This window comes from Sphingosinicella xenopeptidilytica (assembly GCF_042676985.1).
GTDB lineage: Bacteria > Pseudomonadota > Alphaproteobacteria > Sphingomonadales > Sphingomonadaceae > Sphingosinicella > Sphingosinicella xenopeptidilytica.
Genome location: NZ_JBHTIK010000011.1, coordinates 1 through 16,411, shown reverse-complemented (window position 1 = coordinate 16,411; position 16,411 = coordinate 1). Strand labels below are relative to the sequence as shown.

Sequence of the window (16,411 nt, the reverse complement as noted above, 5' to 3'; positions counted from 1 at the left end):
GCGTGCCGTGCGGTTCGTTATCCTTCAGCTGCGTCGCCACTTAACTCTTCCTGCTCTTCCGTTCGGCCCCGAATCCCGGGCTTTCCTTAAGGTGCGTATAGGCATCGATCACGCGGCGCAACTCGGCTTCATGGGTGCGGTCCCCGCCGTTTGCGTCCGGATGCAGCACCCGCACCTTCTCCTTGTAGCGGGCGCGGATGTCCGTGAAGCTCGCGTTTTCGTCAAGGCCGAGCGTGCGGAGCGCCTCGGTATCCGCCTTGTCGAGCACGCGCCCGCCGCGCGCCTTCGGCGGCGCGAAACCGCCCATGCGCGCCTTCATCACGCCGATCGGATCGTCGAAGCCGCCTGCGTAGGCGTTGGAGGCGAACGCCTGCGTGCGCCGTTCCCAGCCCGGCACGGCGTTCTGCACACCGTCGTCCTGAAACGAATAGGCTGCGTTGAAGGCGCGCGCATGATCGAGGCACAGGTACTTCCAGCCCGCCCGCCCGCGGTTGGAGAGTGGTGCGCGGAACTCGCCCGGCTGATTGCACCCCGGCTCCGCGCAAAGGGGCGGCTCCGGCGCATCGACGCGGCCGTGGAAGCGTTCGCGAGGTTTGCGGGGGGCAGTGATCGGGGCGGTCCTGAGTCTGGTTTTTCGCCTATATAGGAAGGTACGGCGGCAATGGCAGCCCCGGTCCGGATCAGAGAAAATTCTCTCTTGAGAAAACGCGGAATGATCCTAAGCTCCTCCTTCGACCAAGGGGGATCGGTCATGGAAAAAAGCAGGCTCTCCGGCGATATCGCCCTGTTCCTCGCACTGACGCTGGGTCTCAGTTGTATCTTTTACGTGCCCCTGGTCACCCTCCAGCCCTCCCCCGCCTTCATGCCCTATGTCACCGGCCTCATGTGGTCCCCCGCGATCGCCGCGCTGCTCACCGTCCGCTTCCGCCGCCTCGACCTCGCCTCGCTCGGCTGGGGCTGGGGCGAGCACCGCTGGAACCTCACCGCCTACCTCGTCCCTCTGGGATACGCGGGCCTGGCTTATGCTGCCGTGTGGATATTCGGCCTCGGCGGCTTCGCGGACGCGGAGAACATCAAGCAGGCACGCACCTTCCTCGGCTGGAACGATGCACATCCGGCACTCGTCGTCATCGGCTATGCGCTCCTGATGGCAACAGCGGGCATGGCGATCTCGCTCGCCACCGCGCTCGGCGAGGAGATCGGTTGGCGCGGCTTCCTCGCGCCGCGCGTCGCAAAGCTCGCCGGCTTCATGCCGAGCGTGTTCATCGTCGCCGTGATCTGGGGCGCGTGGCACATGCCGCTCATCCTGCTTGGCGGCTACAACGCAGAGACCGAATGGTGGGTCGCGATACCCTGCTTCATGGTGCTCGTGCTCGGCGTCTCGCTGATTGCGGCGTGGCTGCGGCTAAAGTCCGGCAGCCTCTGGCCCGCCGCCATCCTGCACGCCAGCCACAACCTCTTCATCCAGCGCGTGTTCACCCCGCTCACCGGCCCGCGCGGCGAGGTGACGCCCTACGTGATCGACGAGTTCGGCATCGCCGTTCCAGTCGCAATCCTGATCTTCGCGATCTGGTTCTGGAAGCGGCGGGCGGAGGTCGCCTGACCAGCTGACACGCCGGCGCATTGCTGTATAGAGACGGCATGACCACAGTCAGCGCCGAAATCGAACGCCGCCTCGCGGCGCTCCAGCCCACTCATCTCGACGTCCGCAACGACAGCGACCGCCACCGCGGCCACGCCGGTCACGACGGCACTGGCGAGAGCCATTTCACCGTCAGCATCGTCTCGGAAGCCTTCGCGGGCAAAAACCGCGTACAGCGCCAACGCGCCGTCTACGCCGCGCTCGGCGACCTCATGGAAAGCATCCACGCCCTCGCCATCGCCGCCGCCGCGCCCGGCGAGACGTTGCCGGAACGCTGAAACGCTTGATTTGCACCGAAGGGCGCCGCAATAGAGCGCTGCGCGCCGGGTTAGCTCAGCTGGTAGAGCAACCGCCTTGTAAGCGGTAGGTCGTCGGTTCGAGTCCGACACCCGGCACCAGGAGCCCTTCCGCGGCGATCCATATTTGCTCGCAACCCATTCTAAAATAGAGTAAAATCGGACATCGGCCATCCGCCGGTGTCCACTCCGATCCACCCCTTTCCGGGCGTTTTGGGGGCCACGGTGGGGGCCACGAAACGGAAACGAAATCGGTGGCCCCCAAATGTCTCTGAAAGCCGCAGAAATCCGCGCCTCTCAGCCACGCAAAAATGCGTATAAAATGGCCGATGAAAGGGGTCTTTTTCTCCTGATTCAGCCCTCTGGTGCACGTCTTTGGCGTCTGAAGTATCGCTTCCGGGGTTATGAAAAGAAGCTAAACCTCGGAAAATACCCGGAAATCGGCCTCGCGGAAGCACGCGAGCGGCGGGACGAAGCGCGCCGCCTAATCGCCTCCGGCATCGATCCGGCCGTTGCCAGGAAGCAGGCTGAGCTCGAAGCCGCAATGAGCCAGGCGACGACGTTCCGCGTGGTGGCCGATGAGTACATCGAGAAGATGGCGTGCGAGGGCAAGGCCGCGTCTACCCTCGTCAAAATGCGCTGGTTCCGCGACGTGCTTGAGCCCGACATCGGTCACAGGCCAATCGCGGAAATTATTCCGCACGAGATGCTCGACGCGCTTCGCCGCGTCGAACGCCGCGGCCACCGTGAGACGGCGCACCGGCTCCGCGCTTTTGCCGACCGCGTGTTCCGCTATGCCATCGTGACCTTGCGGGCAACCTCAAGCCCCGCCGATATCCTGCGCGGTGCGCTTACCGCGCCGAAGGTCACGCACCGTGCCGCTGTACTTGAGCCAAGGAAGGTCGGTGCGCTGCTTCGCGCGATCGACGGCTACGATGGGCGGCCCGAAACCCGGATCGCGCTGCAGCTCGCCCCACATCTCTTCGTTCGCCCGGGCGAACTCCGCAAGGCGGAATGGTCCGAGTTCGATCTCGATGAGGCCGTCTGGCGCATCCCGGCTGAAAAGATGAAAATGGCGCAGCCGCACATGGTGCCGCTTTCGAGACAGTCGCTCGCATTGGTTCTGCAGCTTCGTGCCATTGCGAACCATGGCACCTTTCTCTTTCCGGCCTTTCACACGAACAAGCGGTGCATGTGTGACGGTACGCTCAATCAGGCTCTCAGGCGGCTTGGCTACGCGAACGACGAAATGACCGCGCACGGCTTTCGGGCAATCGCCAGCACGTTTCTGAACGAGTCAGGTCTGTGGAACCCAGACGCGATCGAACGCGCGCTTGCGCATCGCGACCGCAATGCGGTGCGCGCCGCCTATCATCGCGGCACACACTGGGCGGAACGGGTACAAATGGCGCAGTGGTGGTCCGATCACCTCGATGAACTGCGCGCGGGTGGCGAAGTGATCGTCGCGAACTTTCAGCGGGCCCGCTGAAAGCAGGCTCGGCCGCAAAGCCAGTCAGGATTGCGGACCGAACCGCCTTTTCTCGATCAGCTTGTGCAGGCAATCCACCGGGATGAGCGTGGCGTTGCCGATTTTGAGGGTTTCGACTTCGCCCTCGGCGATCAGTTCATAGAGCTTCGATCGGCCAATGCCGAGCATCGCAGCTGCAACGCGCACTCTCACGGTCAGCGGACGAAGCTGCGATTGCTGTGCATCCGAAGACCATGGCAACGCCGAATCCTCAAGAACAGCTTTCGAGTTTCGTCGTGGTAATGGATGAGAGCCGCGTTTCATGTTTTCGCCAAAGGCGCTCGCCTCCGCCGAAATCCGCGATCGCTCTCAAGAAAATGAGAGACCATCGCAGGAATCAGCTCGGCAATGGGCTCTTCCCGACCATAGGCATCCATGTAGGCCAATGCATATTCCCGGAGCGCGTCATGCAAATCCGGCGAAATGCTGATAGTTACCTTGACCGGCGTGCGATCCGGTAGCCGCGGCAGCTTGAGCTCAGCCACGCTCCATCCTCCATTCCTGCAATATCAGATCCTTGTGCAGGACCACCCGTAGGGGCCAGCCCGGCCGCACACGCAAGGTCGGTTGCACGTCGAGGCTCCGCCGGACGAACTCATCCCCTGCCCGGCTGCCCGCCAACTGCGTGGATTCGCGGAGTGCGCGCACGAGGTCGCTCTCTCCGCTGCCCCAGCCGAGTTCCGTTCCGACCCCGAGCAGCGTCGAGAGCGCCACACCCTTCAGCAGCTGCCAGGTATGCCGGTCGATCCGGTCGGACAGGCCAGCGTAACCCTCAGTATCGGCGGCAGGAACATTGTCGATCCGGATCGAGGAACCGTCAGGCAGGATGATGCGCTGCCATACGACAAGCGCGCGGCTCTGACCGAACGCAACGACGCTGTCGTAACCGCCGATCAATCTCGACCCCTGCGGTATCAGCAACGTCCGCCCGGTCACGCTGTCGTAGACGTTCTCGGTGACCTGCGCCGTCACAAGGCCGGGTAGGTCAGAGTCGAGGCCGGTGATCAGGCTGGCCGATATGATGCTGCCGGCATGGAGCGTCCAGGGCGATGCGGGCGGTATCAACCTGTGTGGATTGATCTCGCCGCTATTCTCCGAACGCCCTACAAGCGCGTTCTTGCGCTGCTGACCGCCCGGATCGCGGGCAGGATCAGGTGCCATGACGCCCTCTTCTGGACTGACTGCGCCGCCGTCCGCTGTTCGTGCCAGGCTGAGCGCAGGCGCCCCCATCGGCGATGCACGCGCCAGCTGCAGAATTACGCTCGACGTCCGCGCCGCACGCTCCTCGGCCGCCACGCGTTGACGCTCAGCCTCAGCCGCCTGCACCGCAGCTCTTGCGGCCTCATCGATCGGTTCCCGAGAGGACATTTGCAGCTCACGCCGCCGATTGAGAATGGGCCGCCCAAGGTCACCGGGCAACGGCTCGCCGAGTTGCGGCACGTCGCCATAGCTTGTCGGCGCACCCTCCAGCGCATCGGCAGGCGTCTTTGCCGTGAGTTCGGGCCGCTCCCGCTCTTCGGCAAGCTCGAACGACGGCGGTTTGAGCGCAAACCAAGCCACACCAACGACAGCCGTTGAACCAGCGGCGGCAACGGCGATAACCACGCCGCGCCGAAACCGCGTCACACGGACGGGGCTCGCGCGCATGACCAAAGCCTCGGGATCAGCCTTCGCCGGAGTAGCCTTGTTTGAAAGAGGTTCGGCAGGAGCAGTCTCTGCATTATCCGCCTTGGTCACAACGCCCCCCGGTCTTTACGGCCCCCGGGTTCGGTGCGCGTGATGCGCACGATCTGCTGCGTTCTCTTGCCCAGACGAAGTTCGGCCGCGCCGAAGAGCCGGTCGACGACATAATAGCGCCCGACGACGCGGTAGTTGACGAGCTGGGCCTCGCCGTCAGGCCCGAGGATGAACAAGGGCGGTGCCTCGCCGGCAGCGATGTCGGGCGCAAACGCGATAAACGTCTGACGCCCATCGTCGAACGCGCGGACAGGCCGCCATGCAGGCGTGTCGCCGGTGATGACATAATCGAAGTTGAGATCTTCGACCGTGACGCCCGCAGCTGCGGCCTTTGCCGCTTCCGCCTGCTCCTGCCTGCGCTGTATCGCAAGCAGCGCGTCGGCGGGATAAGTCCAGCTGATCGCCGCCATGCTGGTCGCGGCAGTGCTCATGAGTTGCAGACGGTAGGCGCGGCGATCGGTGGTGATGACGAGGTTGGTGGAAAGCCCGGCGCTGAACGGCTTTACGAGAATGTGCGCACGCTTCCTCTCGCCGCTGCCGCTCGTTGTGTCGCCCACCGTCCACCGCACCGTATCGCCGGCGGCCACGGACGTAATAGTTTCTCCGGGCTGAAGCGCAATATCGCTGACGCGCTCCGGCGCGGCGTAGAGCCGGTAGAGCGCGCCTTCACTGTAGGGATAGACCTGCACGGCATCGATATACCCGGCGCGCGAAGGTTCGCGGAGCGCCTCGGTGTTCGCCGCCTCGACGTGGACGGCGGGCGCGGCGGCAGCAGACAGGGCAAACACTGTTAAACTCGCAGACATGATGAGAATCCGGCTCATTGGGCATTCCTCTCATTGGGCAGAACCTTGAGGCTGGGGTCGGCATCACGCTGGGTATCGTCTCCGGAGAAATCATCAGGTCCTGCGGAAAACCCAGATCGCTGCGCGGTGGGGCGTGCCTCGCGCTGGTTCCCGGCGTCGAGTTCGCGGCTCCAGTCAATCGCCTCGACGTAGAGGCCGAGCGGGTTCTTGCGCAGCACATCGGCGGAGCGCGGGGTCCGGACCCTGACCGTGACCATCGCCGTCCACTGCGAGGTTCCGGTACGGGTGCCGCGTTCGTATGTTCTTTCGGTCCAGTTGACGCGAAAGCTTTCCGCCGACGCGCGAACGATGCTGGTCACCTGCACCGACACGGTACGGAGGCCGACCTCGGCGAACGGATTGTCAGCACGCGCGTATTCGCCGAGAAATCGGGCAGCACCTTCGCCCGCGAAGTCATAAGCCGAGAGCCAGTTCTCGCGCATCAGCACGGGGTCGAGCGACCGGCTGCGCACGTTGCCGATGAAACGTCCGAGGTGCCAGGCGATCTGCGGATCTGTTGGGCTATAGTCCGTTTCCGCCGGCACGACACTGCGCGCTTCGCCCAGCCGATCCACCTCGACCACATAGGGTACGACACGGCTCTGAAGCGATTGCCACACCAAAGCCGACGAAAGGCCAATGGTGAGAAACAATCCTCCGAAGGCCATCCATCGCCAGTTTCGGGCCTGGACGCGCGCGGCGCCGATCCGGTCATCCCAGAGCTGCCCCGCCCTATGATATGGCGTCTCCGGTTCGGGCGTCTTTCCGTAACGCTGAACAGCACGTCTGAATCGCATGGCTCAGTCCCTTTCCTTGATGTCCGGCGTGATCCCGCCGCCGCCGCGGTCGCCATCACGGATCGCGTGGATCGCCATCTGGCGGCGGTGACGGGCCGACTGCGCGCTTTGAAGCTTCTGCGCCCAGTCGGGCATGGGCTCGGCGGGTTGCGGCGTTGCCGGCGGACGCGACAGACCGGCGCCGGCCTGCCAGGCTGCCATTCGGCCCTCCGTCACGGCTGATCTGAGGCCAAGCGCCTTGTCCGCGCCCTGCAGCGCCGCGCCCTTGAGGGCAGTGCCGACACCGCCGAGACCCGCACGCGTAGTGCCCATACCCGAGGTCTCCTGGCCGAGCCGGTACGCCGTATGCGCCGCCGCGCCCATTGACGTGCCTGCGCGAACGGCCCCGAGACTAGCGCTTGCCACGCCGCGCATTGCTGCCGCCGTGCCCGCGCCGCTCGCTGCAAGTCCGCCAGCGGCAAGCGCGGTCGTCGTGATCGCCGATCCCGCGCCAAGATGGGGGGCGCCTGACACAAGCCCCGATGCGATGCCGGGGCCGAAGATGGAGAGGCCCAACATTGCGAGGCTTGCGAGCATCAGCGAGATCGCCTGCTCGATGTTGACCGTGTCGCCCGTGAGCGCGCCCGTAAACTCGGCAAAATAGCCCGAACCGATGCCGACAATCACGGCGAGCACCATCACTTTGATGCCCGAGCTCACGACATGCCCGAGCACGCGCTCGGCGAGAAAGGCCGTGCGATTCCAGAGTGCGAACGGCACGAGGACGAAACCCGCAAGGCTCGTCAGCTTGAACTCAAGGATGGTGACGAAGAGCTGGATCGAAAGGATGAAGAAGGCCGCGATGACGATCACCCAGGCGATCATCAGCACCGAGATCTCGACGAAGTTCTCGAAGAACGCGACCGGCCCGACGAGGTCCGCGGCCTGCGCAAGGAGCGGCGCTGCGGCTTCAAACCCGGTTCCGGCAAGCCGCCCGGGGCGTAGAAGGTCGTCCGCGGTGATCGCGCCGCCGCCAGCCGTGAGCCCGAGGCCGGCAAACGAACGGAAGATGATATCCGAAAGCGCGGAGAAGCTATTGATGATGAGCGCGAAGACGCCGACGTAAAGAATCTTGGCGAGGAACTTCGCGATGACATTGTCTTCGCCGCCCAGAGCCCAGAACAGGCCTGCAAGCGTGATGTCGATGCCGATGAGGATCGAGGTCAGGAACCCGACATCGCCGCCGAGCAGCCCGAAGCCGCTGTCGATGTAGAGGATGAACGCCTCCAGGAATCCATCAATGACATTCAGATCATCCACGTTGCAGGTCTCCAGATGGTGTCGCGGGGCCGGCAGCGGTGACAGCCGGCACATCTGCCGAGCCCCGCGACGGGACCAAGGCGGGCCGGGGGAGCTGGGGGAGCAGCCCTGCCCTGATCCCAACTCAATCGCGCGGCGTGTACGCCTTGCCGTCACCGAGGAACCGGCGCGTTGATTCCCGCGCCTCGCGCGCGATCTGCCCGGCGCGCGCCTTCTCGATCGCCTGGCCCCGATACTCGGCGGCCATCATCTGCTGGATTTGCAGCTGCTGTTTGGCGGCGAGCGTGAGGAGCTGGTTGGTTGCCTGAGCGACCTGCAGTGCGCCTTCCGCGCCCTGGCTCTGCGCGGCGATTTCGCCGAGCGCTTCGCTGTCGCGTGTCACATTGTCGGCGATGCGGTTCTGGAGGTCCATCGTGTGCCGGAACGCCGCCATGGCGCTGTCCAGCTGATCGCGTGCGCGGGCAGCGCGCTGATCACGGCGGAACACGCCTTCGAACTCTTCCGGAAACAGTCCGCGGTAGCGCTCATCCAACGCGTCGATCCGAAAGTCGATGCCCCGCGCCTCGCTCATCAGCCGGTCGATGTCGGCAAGTCTTTCGCGGAGCGCGTCGAGCTGCGGGAAATCGATCCGGGCGAGATTCTTGCCCTGGTTCAACAGCATCTTTGCTTCGTTCTGCAGGGACAATATCTGGTTGTTGATCTGGCTGAGCGTACGTGCTGCGATCAGCAGGTTCTGGGCATAGTTGGTGCTGTCGAAGACCGGGATCGCATACGCGGGCCCGAACGGAACCGCAGTCCCTATGATCGTGACCGCCGTGAGTGAGATCGGCAGAACAGCGTGAACAAACGTTGTTTTCATGATTAATTCCTTCACCTTCTCGTTTCATTGAATTCAGCAAGTAGATCGCCGGCCCAGTTGAGGCCGGACGCACGCAGAAAGTGCGCGGCGAAGTCACCGGAGCCGTGCTCGGCAAGCACGGCGTCGATGCGCTTCTGACTTTCAGGGTCGGACGCACCGCAGAGCGCGAGCGCGATCGGACCCAGCCCCAATTCGAATAGCCGGTTGCCCCGCGCCGATTGCAGATAATATTGCCGCTTGGGCACGGCACGACTGACGAGTTCGATCTGGCGCTGGTTGAGCCCAAAGCGAACATAGGCGGCTTGGCCCTGCGGCTCGATCGCGCGGTCATTGGGTAGGAAAATGCGCTGCGGGCAACTCTCGATGATCGCCGGTGCGATTGCCGAGTCTGTGATGTCGGCAAGGCTCTGCGTCGCGAAGACGACGCTGACGTTCTTCTTCCTGAGCACCTTAAGCCACTCGCGTATGCGCGCAGCAAACAGGGGATGGTCGAGAAATACCCAGGCTTCGTCGAGAATGAGCAGCGTCGGCCGACCCGTGAACCGGGCTTCGAGGCGGTGAAACAGATAGGACAGCACCGGCGCCACCACGCCCGACCGCCCCATCAAGGCTTCAGTCTCGAAGCACTGCACGTCGGCGACGCGCAAATCATCTTCGGCGGCGTCGAGCAGACAGCCGAACGCCCCCTCCAATGTATAGGGCGCGAGCGCAGATCTCAGCGGTGCCGACTGGAGCAGCAGTGTCAGGCCGGTGAGCGTGCGTTCCTCTTGCCGAGCCGTGGCGAGATTGGTGAGCGCCGACCAGACCGCGTCTTTCACCTCGGGGGTAACGAGAACCTTTTCGTGCGCGAGCAGCGCACCGATCCACTCGGCCGCCCATGCACGTTCGCCGGCCTGGGTAATATGGCGCAGCGGCTGGAAGGCGATAGCACGGCCGCCCTCGCCATCTTCGCCGTCAAGGCCGAGCGCATGATGCGCGCCGCCGCAAGCCAGCACCGCGGCACGGGCAGAATGGCCTTTGTCGAAGATGTAGACTTGAGCTTGCCGATAACGCCGGAACTGTAATGCCAGCAGTGCGAGCAACACGGACTTGCCGGCACCGGTCGGCCCGATGATGAGCATATGGCCCACATCACCGACATGGGTGGACAGACGGAAGGGCGTCGAGCCATTGGTCTCGGCATAGAGCAGCGGCGGGCCATCGAGGTGGGCATCGCGCGACGGTCCAGCCCAGACCGATGACAGCGGCATCATATGCGCAAGGTTGAGCGTATGGACGATGGGCTGGCGGACATTGGCGTAAACCTGTCCCGGCAGTGATCCGAGCCACGCCTCGACCACGTTCACGCTTTCCCGGATCGTCGTGAACCCAAGGCCGCCCACGATGCGCTCGACCGCGCGGACCTTTTCCTCGACGCGGGCGCGGTCGTCATCGGCGACGGTGATCGTCGTCGTCAGATAGCCGAAGCTGACATGATCCGCACCAAGTGCCTGAAGCGCTGCGTCTGCATCCGTCACCATGTTGTCGGCGTCGCTGTCAAGAAGCTGCGCGGGCTGATTGTAGAGCACCTCGCGCAGCAGCGCCGTGACCGACTTCCTCTTGTTGAACCACTGGCGGCGCAGCCGTGTCAGCACCTTTGTCGCTTGCGTTTTGTCGAGCGCGATGAAGCGCGTCACCCACCGATAGCCGAACGCCTCGTGATTGAGCGCGTCAAGGATCCCTGGACGGCTGAGGTTCGGAAAACCGAGTATGGTGAGCGTTCGCAGATGCTCCGTTCCGAGCATCGGCTCGAGCCCGCCGGTGAGCGGCGTGTCGGCGAGGAACCCATCGAGATACATCGGCGTCTCGGGGACGGCGACGATGTGATGGCGCGCGGAAATCGTGCCGTGCAGGAAGGTCAGGGTTTCGCTGTCGCCGAGGGCGCGCACCTCAGGCATGAACCCGGAGAACAGGTCGAGCGCGCGGGTCGTCTCGACGATGAAGTTCGCCAGTGCCCGCCGCCAGTCGCGGCCTTGTTGCGGGTCGCCGCGCTCGATCAGCGCGCGGCCCGCGGTGTCCGCCTGATCGGGCGGCGGCAGGAAGGTGAGCGTCAGGTAATAACGGCTCTCAAAATGCGCGTCCGCACTCTCGAACGCGGCGCGCCGTTCCTCATCGACGAGCCAGGACGCTGCATCCGGAAAATCGCTCGCCGGATAGCCCATTGCTTCGCGGCGTTCAGCCTCGATATGGAGCGACCAGCCCGAGCCGAAACGCTTCAGCACATTGTTTGCGCGCGCGCAGATGGCAAGGAGTTCGGCTTCTGTCGCGCTTTCAAGGTCAGGGCCGCGGAAGCGCAGCGTGCGCTGAAAGCTGCCGTCCTTGTTCAGCACGACGCCGGGCGCGACGAGCGCCGCCCACGGCAGGTGATCGGCAAGCCGGTCCGCGCGCCGGCGATACTCGTGGAGCATCAGCATGAGAGATAAGCTTTCTGGCGGAGATGTCGCGCCAGCACAGGCATGAAATCGGGATCACGCTTCGCTGCGAATACCGCAAGCGTGTGCCCCAGAACCCAAAGCACGAGGCCCGCGATCCACTGCTGAAGGCCGAGGCCGAGCGCGGCAGCGACCGTACCGTTCACGATTGCAACGGCACGCGGCGCACCGCCGAGGAGAATCGGCTCGGCAAGCGCGCGGTGCATTGGCGCTTCGAAGCCTTCGATATGGTCGCCGGTCGCGGTCATGAGATGAGCGCCCCGCCGCCAAAGCTGAAGAAACTGAGAAAGAAGGACGACGCCGCAAAGGCGATCGACAGTCCGAACACGATCTGGATCAGGCGCCGGAAGCCGCCTGCCGTCTCGCCGAACGCAAGTGTCAGGCCGGTCACGATGATGATGATCACCGCGACGATCTTCGCGACGGGGCCCTGAACCGATTCCAGCACCTGCTGCAAAGGTTCTTCCCACGGCATACCCGAGCCCGCGGCCTCGGCACCAGTCGCGATGAAAAGACCGAGTGCCGCGATGCCGAGGACGAACAGAAGCTTAGAGTAGTCTCGCGTGCGAAGCGTGCGCATGTCGGTCTCCTTGAATATCTGGCATAAAGTCGAAGAGGTCGACGAGACGGTAGCCGCCGTCCGGTCCGATGCCGTCGACGCGTGCCGCGCGCGAGACGCGGCGGGCGCGACCGCGCCCGGAAATAAACACGATCACGTCGATCGCGTCGGCGATGAGGCGCCGCGGCACGGTGACGACCGCCTCGGCTATGAGCTGCTCGATCCGGTCAAGCGCGGCGGGCGCGCTGTTTGCATGGACCGTCGCGATGCCACCCGGATGTCCGGTGTTCCAGGCCTTGAGCATATCGAGGGCTTCGCTGCCCCGCACCTCGCCGACGATGATGCGATCAGGGCGGAGGCGGAGTGTTGAGCGCACGAGATCGGCCATCGTCACCGTGCCGGCTTTGGTCCGGAGCGCGACCACGTCGGGCGCGGCGCATTGCAATTCGCGCGTGTCCTCGATGAGGATGACGCGCTCGTTGAGGTGAGCCATTTCGGCGAGAAGCGCATTGGCGAGCGTCGTCTTTCCCGACGAGGTGCCGCCCGCGACGAGGATGGTCTTGCGTTCGACGACGGCGAGGCTCAGCAGCCGCGCCATCTCGGCAGGCATGATGCCGTCCTTCACATAGTCGGTGAGTGTGTAGATTTTCGCGGCGGGCTTGCGGACCGAGAAGCAGGGCGCGACGCTGACCGGCGGGAGTACGCCCTCGAAGCGTTCGCCCGCCCCTTCGCCGCGGGGCGGGAGTTCCGCCGAGACAATCGGGGACATCGCGTGAACCTCGGCGCGCGCGTGCGATGCGACAAGGCGGATGATGCGCTCGACTTGCGCAGGGTCGAGCCGCACGCCTGTGTCAATCCGCCCCTCGCCGAGCCGGTCGATCCGAAGCGTGCCGTCCGGGTTCACCATGACCTCCTGCGTCAGCGGATCAGCGAGCGCTGCCGCGATCGTCGGTCCCATCGCGCTCCGCAGCATCGCGTGCTTGCGCCCTTCGGCGATGGCTTCGCTCATGACTTGCCGCCTCCGATCGCAGGCGTCCCGAGCGTACGCCGCCCACTCGCCATCGCCTCGCCGACGCGGGCGACGAAAGCATTGAAACGATCGCGGCCGACCGCACGCGACGCCTCATCGGCATCAGGGAGCGGCGCCTGCACCATCAGTTCGTAGCGCACGAACAGCGCAAGGCTTTCGAGCAGGACCTGGCCATCGCGTTCGATCCGCCCGAGTGCCATCGACATACGGTCGAGCCGTCCGCTGAACCGGTGCTCGAGTTCGCTGACGGCCTCGCGGCTCAGCCAGGCGGTGAGCGCGTCGGTGAGGATCGCCGACTTGGACGCGCCAGGCGGGGCGGCAAGCGCCTCGAAGCGGTGGCTCAATTCCTGTGGCAGGAAAAGCTGGTAGCGCACGCGCGGCGGTTTCCTGGTCCTGCCCATCAGAATTTCGGCAGCGGCTTGGAATCGCGGGACTGGTTGATCGCATGCGCGCGGATAACCGCGTCGCGCGCACGCGCCTGGTCCATTGCGCGCTTGTCGATTGCCGGGTCGGTATCATCCTTCTCAAAGCCGAGCGCATCGACCGGCTTCGCAGGATCTGGCGATTTGGTCGTCTCCTCAATCCCCGGATGCCGCTGCTGCTGAAGCCCGTCATGATCGTCCGGTTTTGCGTCCTCGCCGGCGACCACGAGCCGCGCGTCAGGTGTGCGGACAAGACCGGTCCAGTCGTCGGCGCGTGCTTTCGGGTGGTCGCGCGCGGCGCCCTCTGCAATGACGGGCGGCGGAAGCAATCGCCGCTTGAAATTGCGATCTTCAAAGTAGCGCAGCTTCTTCGCCCGGATCGGCGCGAGCCCCGCGAGCATGATGAGTTCATCGCTCGGCGGCAGCTGCAACACCTCGCCCTGTGTCAGCAGCGGCCGCGCGGTCTCCTGGCGGCTGACCATGACATGTGCGAGCCAGGGCGCGAGCCGGTGCCCGGCATAGTTGCGCATGGCGCGCTGTTCGGTCGCCTGCCCAAGCGCGTCCGAAACGCGCCGCGCCGTGCGCTCGTCATTGGCCGCGAAACTCACGCGGACGTGGCAATTGTCGAGAATGGAATTGTTCTCGCCGTACGCCTTCTCGATCTGGTTGAGGCTCTGCGCGATGAGGAAGGCGCGAACGCCGTAGCCGGCCATGAAGGCAAGGCTCGTCTCGAAGAAATCGAGCCGTCCGAGTGCCGGGAATTCGTCGAGCATCATGAGAAGCTTGTGCCTGCCGTTCGCCTCAGCGCGTTCGACATCGAGCCGTTCGGTAAGGCGCCGTCCGATTTGGTTGAGGATGAGGCGGACAAGCGGCTTTGTCCGCGAAATATCGGACGGCGGGATGACGATGTAGAGCGACACGGGATTCTCGGCCTCGACAAGATCGGCGATGCGCCAGTCACAACAGGACGTGACGGCGGCAACCGTCGGGTCGCGGTAGAGCCCGAGGAACGACATGGCGGTCGAGAGCACGCCCGAGCGTTCGTTGTCCGATTTGTTCAGAACCTCGCGCGCGGCGGAAGCGACAACGGGATGGACCTGCGGTGCCTCTTTTGTGCCGAGGTGATTGGTGGACATCATGCGCTTCAGCGTCGCGACGAACGTGCGCTGCGGATCGGACAGGAACGTCGCGACGCGCGCGAGCGTCTTTTCCTCCTCGGCATAGAGGATGTGGAGAATCGCGCCGACGAGAAGGCTGTGGCTGGTTTTTTCCCAATGATTGCGGCGTTCGAGTGCGCCTTCCGGATCGACGAGGATATCGGCGATGTTCTGGACGTCGCGGACTTCGTGTTCGCCCCGCCGCACCTCAAGGAGCGGATTGTACCTTGCTGACGCAGCGTCCGTCGGATTGAAGAGAAGCGCGTGGCTGAAGCGGGCGCGCCATCCCGCGGTCAGCTGCCAATTCTCACCCTTGATATCATGAATGACCGCGCTCCCCGGCCAGCTGAGCAGCGTCGGGATGACAAGACCGATGCCTTTGCCGCTTCGTGTCGGCGCGAACGCCATGACGTGCTCGGGGCCGTCGTGGCGGAGATAGCGTCCGCGCAGGCGCCCTAGAAACACGCCTGCGTCCCTGAACAGGCCAGCGCGTTCGATCTCCCGGCGCGTTGCCCAGCGTGCCGACCCGTAGGTGGTGACCTGGGCGCCCTGGCGCGCGCGCCAGAGGGAGCCCGCGATCGCCGCGCCGCAGCCGAGGAAGCCGCTCGCTGCCGCGATCGCGCCGGCCTTGTCAAAGATATGGGGCGCGTAGGCGTCGAAGTGGAACCACCATGGGAAAATGGCCCAGGGTTTGTAGATCGGCGTTCCTGCAAGCACGAACCAGGCGTCGCCGAGTTGCGACTGGTACCCGAGCGCTGCCGCGCACCACTGCGTCGCCGCCCAAACGCCGGCGATGACGATCGCGAAGACGACGAAAATCTGGCCGATCAGAAGCTTGGTGGGGGTCACGGGAAGGCTCCGACGCGAATGCAATGGTCCGACCGGAGAAGACTCGCACGGGCTCGCTCGGGAGCGTTACAGCCTCTCCGCCGTCTGGAACGGCATTTTCACCGCCAAGTGTGGGGCGAACGGCTGTATGGATTGCTTTGGCGCTCCCGTTGCAGCGGACCAATCATCAGCCTTTAGGCTGGAACGATGTCATTGGCATATACTGCCAATTATCCTATAATGGCTTGGACATAGGTGCGCGAGGATTGAACGATGCCGACACGAAATGTTGTCCTGACCGACCATCAGCAGGATGTGATTGAAATGCTGGTGGATTCGGGACGTTACCAGAACGCCAGCGAGGTTCTGCGCGAAGGGCTGCGGCTGGTCGAACAGCGCGAGAATGAGGATGCGCTCAAGCTCGACGCCTTGCGCAAGGCGGCACACGTGGGTCTTGCCGATCTCGCCTCGGGCCGGTTTCGGGACGTGAAGCCGGGGGCCATTGACACTGCGGTCGGCAGACTCGGTGTCGAGGCCGGAAAGCGCGCCGGCAAGACCCCTTGACCCGCACGATCCGTCTCGCTGCCGCGGCCGAGACCGACATCGTCGATATTCTGGAGCATTCGGAACGCGAATTCGGGCTGGAGGCAAGAAGGCGCTACGAAGCGCTGCTCGTGGCCGCGCTGCACGACATCAGCGAGGCCCCGGAACGCCCGGGGAGTGCCCCGCGTCCGGAGCTCGGCGGCGATATACGCTCGTGGCACCTTCGCCTCAGTCGTGAACGCGCGCGATCAGCGAGCGCGGGTGTGCGCCGGCCACGACATCTGATTCTCTATACCATCGTCGATGACGTGACCGTCGGCGTGGTGCGTGACCTGCCCCATTAGGCGGGTCCACCGGATAAGAGAGAGTTCCGGCGGTCGTGGTCGCCCTGGTGGGCT

19 protein-coding genes and 1 tRNA gene are annotated in these 16,411 nt (G+C 64.5%); 6 read left to right on the top strand and 14 right to left on the bottom strand.

What is annotated here, in order from left to right; all coding sequences use genetic code 11:
• Window positions 1-40: 40 nt before the first annotated feature.
• Window positions 41-409 (bottom strand): J domain-containing protein, encoded by a 369-nt coding sequence (locus tag ACFQ00_RS14480; protein WP_381492259.1) that lies wholly within the window; start codon window positions 407-409, stop codon window positions 41-43.
• A 342-nt stretch (window positions 410-751) separates the two neighbouring features.
• Between ACFQ00_RS14480 and ACFQ00_RS14475 the strand changes: the two genes are divergently transcribed.
• The 4 genes from ACFQ00_RS14475 to ACFQ00_RS14460 all read left to right on the top strand — a co-directional run bounded on the left by ACFQ00_RS14475 (window position 752) and on the right by ACFQ00_RS14460 (window position 3,427).
• A complete protein-coding gene (locus ACFQ00_RS14475; RefSeq protein ID WP_381492256.1) occupies window positions 752-1,603 on the top strand; it encodes a CPBP family intramembrane glutamic endopeptidase in 852 nt (283 codons plus the stop codon).
• A gap of 38 nt (window positions 1,604-1,641) precedes the next feature.
• On the top strand, window positions 1,642-1,920 hold the full coding sequence (locus tag ACFQ00_RS14470; protein ID WP_381492253.1) for a BolA family protein: 279 nt from the start codon (window positions 1,642-1,644) through the stop codon (window positions 1,918-1,920).
• A gap of 44 nt (window positions 1,921-1,964) precedes the next feature.
• Window positions 1,965-2,040, top strand: a tRNA-Thr gene (locus tag ACFQ00_RS14465).
• Between the two features lie 163 nt (window positions 2,041-2,203).
• The gene (locus ACFQ00_RS14460) at window positions 2,204-3,427 is read left to right on the top strand and encodes a tyrosine-type recombinase/integrase (RefSeq protein ID WP_381492251.1); all 1,224 of its coding nucleotides are present in this window, start codon (window positions 2,204-2,206) and stop codon (window positions 3,425-3,427) included.
• A gap of 24 nt (window positions 3,428-3,451) precedes the next feature.
• Here the strand turns inward: ACFQ00_RS14460 and ACFQ00_RS14455 are convergent, their stop codons facing one another.
• The 13 genes from ACFQ00_RS14455 to ACFQ00_RS14395 all read right to left on the bottom strand — a co-directional run bounded on the left by ACFQ00_RS14455 (window position 3,452) and on the right by ACFQ00_RS14395 (window position 15,491).
• Window positions 3,452-3,730 (bottom strand): helix-turn-helix domain-containing protein, encoded by a 279-nt coding sequence (locus ACFQ00_RS14455; RefSeq protein ID WP_381492248.1) that lies wholly within the window; start codon window positions 3,728-3,730, stop codon window positions 3,452-3,454.
• The gene (locus ACFQ00_RS14450) at window positions 3,727-3,951 is read right to left on the bottom strand and encodes a DUF2274 domain-containing protein (RefSeq protein WP_381492245.1); all 225 of its coding nucleotides are present in this window, start codon (window positions 3,949-3,951) and stop codon (window positions 3,727-3,729) included. Before ACFQ00_RS14450 ends, ACFQ00_RS14455 begins: the two co-directional genes overlap by 4 nt.
• On the bottom strand, window positions 3,944-5,113 hold the full coding sequence (locus ACFQ00_RS14445) for a TrbI/VirB10 family protein (RefSeq protein ID WP_381492242.1): 1,170 nt from the start codon (window positions 5,111-5,113) through the stop codon (window positions 3,944-3,946). Before ACFQ00_RS14445 ends, ACFQ00_RS14450 begins: the two co-directional genes overlap by 8 nt.
• 86 nt (window positions 5,114-5,199) lie before the next feature.
• Entirely contained in the window at window positions 5,200-6,027 is an 828-nt protein-coding gene (trbG, locus tag ACFQ00_RS14440) for a P-type conjugative transfer protein TrbG (protein ID WP_381492238.1), read from the bottom strand.
• Complete coding sequence (gene trbF, locus ACFQ00_RS14435; RefSeq protein WP_381492236.1) at window positions 6,024-6,845, bottom strand: conjugal transfer protein TrbF; 822 nt, start codon at window positions 6,843-6,845, stop codon at window positions 6,024-6,026. Before trbF ends, trbG begins: the two co-directional genes overlap by 4 nt.
• A 3-nt stretch (window positions 6,846-6,848) precedes the next feature.
• The gene (gene trbL, locus ACFQ00_RS14430) at window positions 6,849-8,144 is read right to left on the bottom strand and encodes a P-type conjugative transfer protein TrbL (RefSeq protein ID WP_381492233.1); all 1,296 of its coding nucleotides are present in this window, start codon (window positions 8,142-8,144) and stop codon (window positions 6,849-6,851) included.
• Between the two features lie 124 nt (window positions 8,145-8,268).
• Entirely contained in the window at window positions 8,269-9,003 is a 735-nt protein-coding gene (gene trbJ / locus ACFQ00_RS14425) for a P-type conjugative transfer protein TrbJ (RefSeq protein ID WP_381492230.1), read from the bottom strand.
• 11 nt (window positions 9,004-9,014) lie between these two features.
• A complete protein-coding gene (gene trbE, locus ACFQ00_RS14420; RefSeq protein WP_381492228.1) occupies window positions 9,015-11,456 on the bottom strand; it encodes a conjugal transfer protein TrbE in 2,442 nt (813 codons plus the stop codon).
• Window positions 11,450-11,722 carry a VirB3 family type IV secretion system protein gene (locus ACFQ00_RS14415; protein WP_381492225.1) on the bottom strand — a complete coding sequence of 91 codons (273 nt, stop codon included), beginning with the start codon at window positions 11,720-11,722 and terminating at the stop codon, window positions 11,450-11,452. The genes trbE and ACFQ00_RS14415 overlap by 7 nt, the downstream gene beginning before the upstream one ends.
• On the bottom strand, window positions 11,719-12,054 hold the full coding sequence (locus ACFQ00_RS14410) for a TrbC/VirB2 family protein (RefSeq protein ID WP_381492222.1): 336 nt from the start codon (window positions 12,052-12,054) through the stop codon (window positions 11,719-11,721). Before ACFQ00_RS14410 ends, ACFQ00_RS14415 begins: the two co-directional genes overlap by 4 nt.
• A complete protein-coding gene (gene trbB / locus ACFQ00_RS14405; RefSeq protein ID WP_381492219.1) occupies window positions 12,023-13,042 on the bottom strand; it encodes a P-type conjugative transfer ATPase TrbB in 1,020 nt (339 codons plus the stop codon). Before trbB ends, ACFQ00_RS14410 begins: the two co-directional genes overlap by 32 nt.
• Window positions 13,039-13,464, bottom strand: a complete 426-nt coding sequence (locus tag ACFQ00_RS14400) for a CopG family transcriptional regulator (protein ID WP_381492216.1) — start codon at window positions 13,462-13,464, stop codon at window positions 13,039-13,041. The genes trbB and ACFQ00_RS14400 overlap by 4 nt, the downstream gene beginning before the upstream one ends.
• The gene (locus ACFQ00_RS14395; RefSeq protein WP_381492213.1) at window positions 13,464-15,491 is read right to left on the bottom strand and encodes a conjugal transfer protein TraG; all 2,028 of its coding nucleotides are present in this window, start codon (window positions 15,489-15,491) and stop codon (window positions 13,464-13,466) included. Before ACFQ00_RS14395 ends, ACFQ00_RS14400 begins: the two co-directional genes overlap by 1 nt.
• Before the next feature lie 252 nt (window positions 15,492-15,743).
• Between ACFQ00_RS14395 and ACFQ00_RS14390 the strand changes: the two genes are divergently transcribed.
• Both ACFQ00_RS14390 and ACFQ00_RS14385 read left to right on the top strand, forming a co-directional pair.
• Window positions 15,744-16,034 carry a type II toxin-antitoxin system ParD family antitoxin gene (locus tag ACFQ00_RS14390; protein ID WP_381492210.1) on the top strand — a complete coding sequence of 97 codons (291 nt, stop codon included), beginning with the start codon at window positions 15,744-15,746 and terminating at the stop codon, window positions 16,032-16,034.
• Window positions 16,031-16,357, top strand: coding sequence for a type II toxin-antitoxin system RelE/ParE family toxin (locus ACFQ00_RS14385; protein WP_381492208.1), 327 nt, complete (start codon window positions 16,031-16,033; stop codon window positions 16,355-16,357). The genes ACFQ00_RS14390 and ACFQ00_RS14385 overlap by 4 nt, the downstream gene beginning before the upstream one ends.
• Window positions 16,358-16,411: the final 54 nt, after the last annotated feature.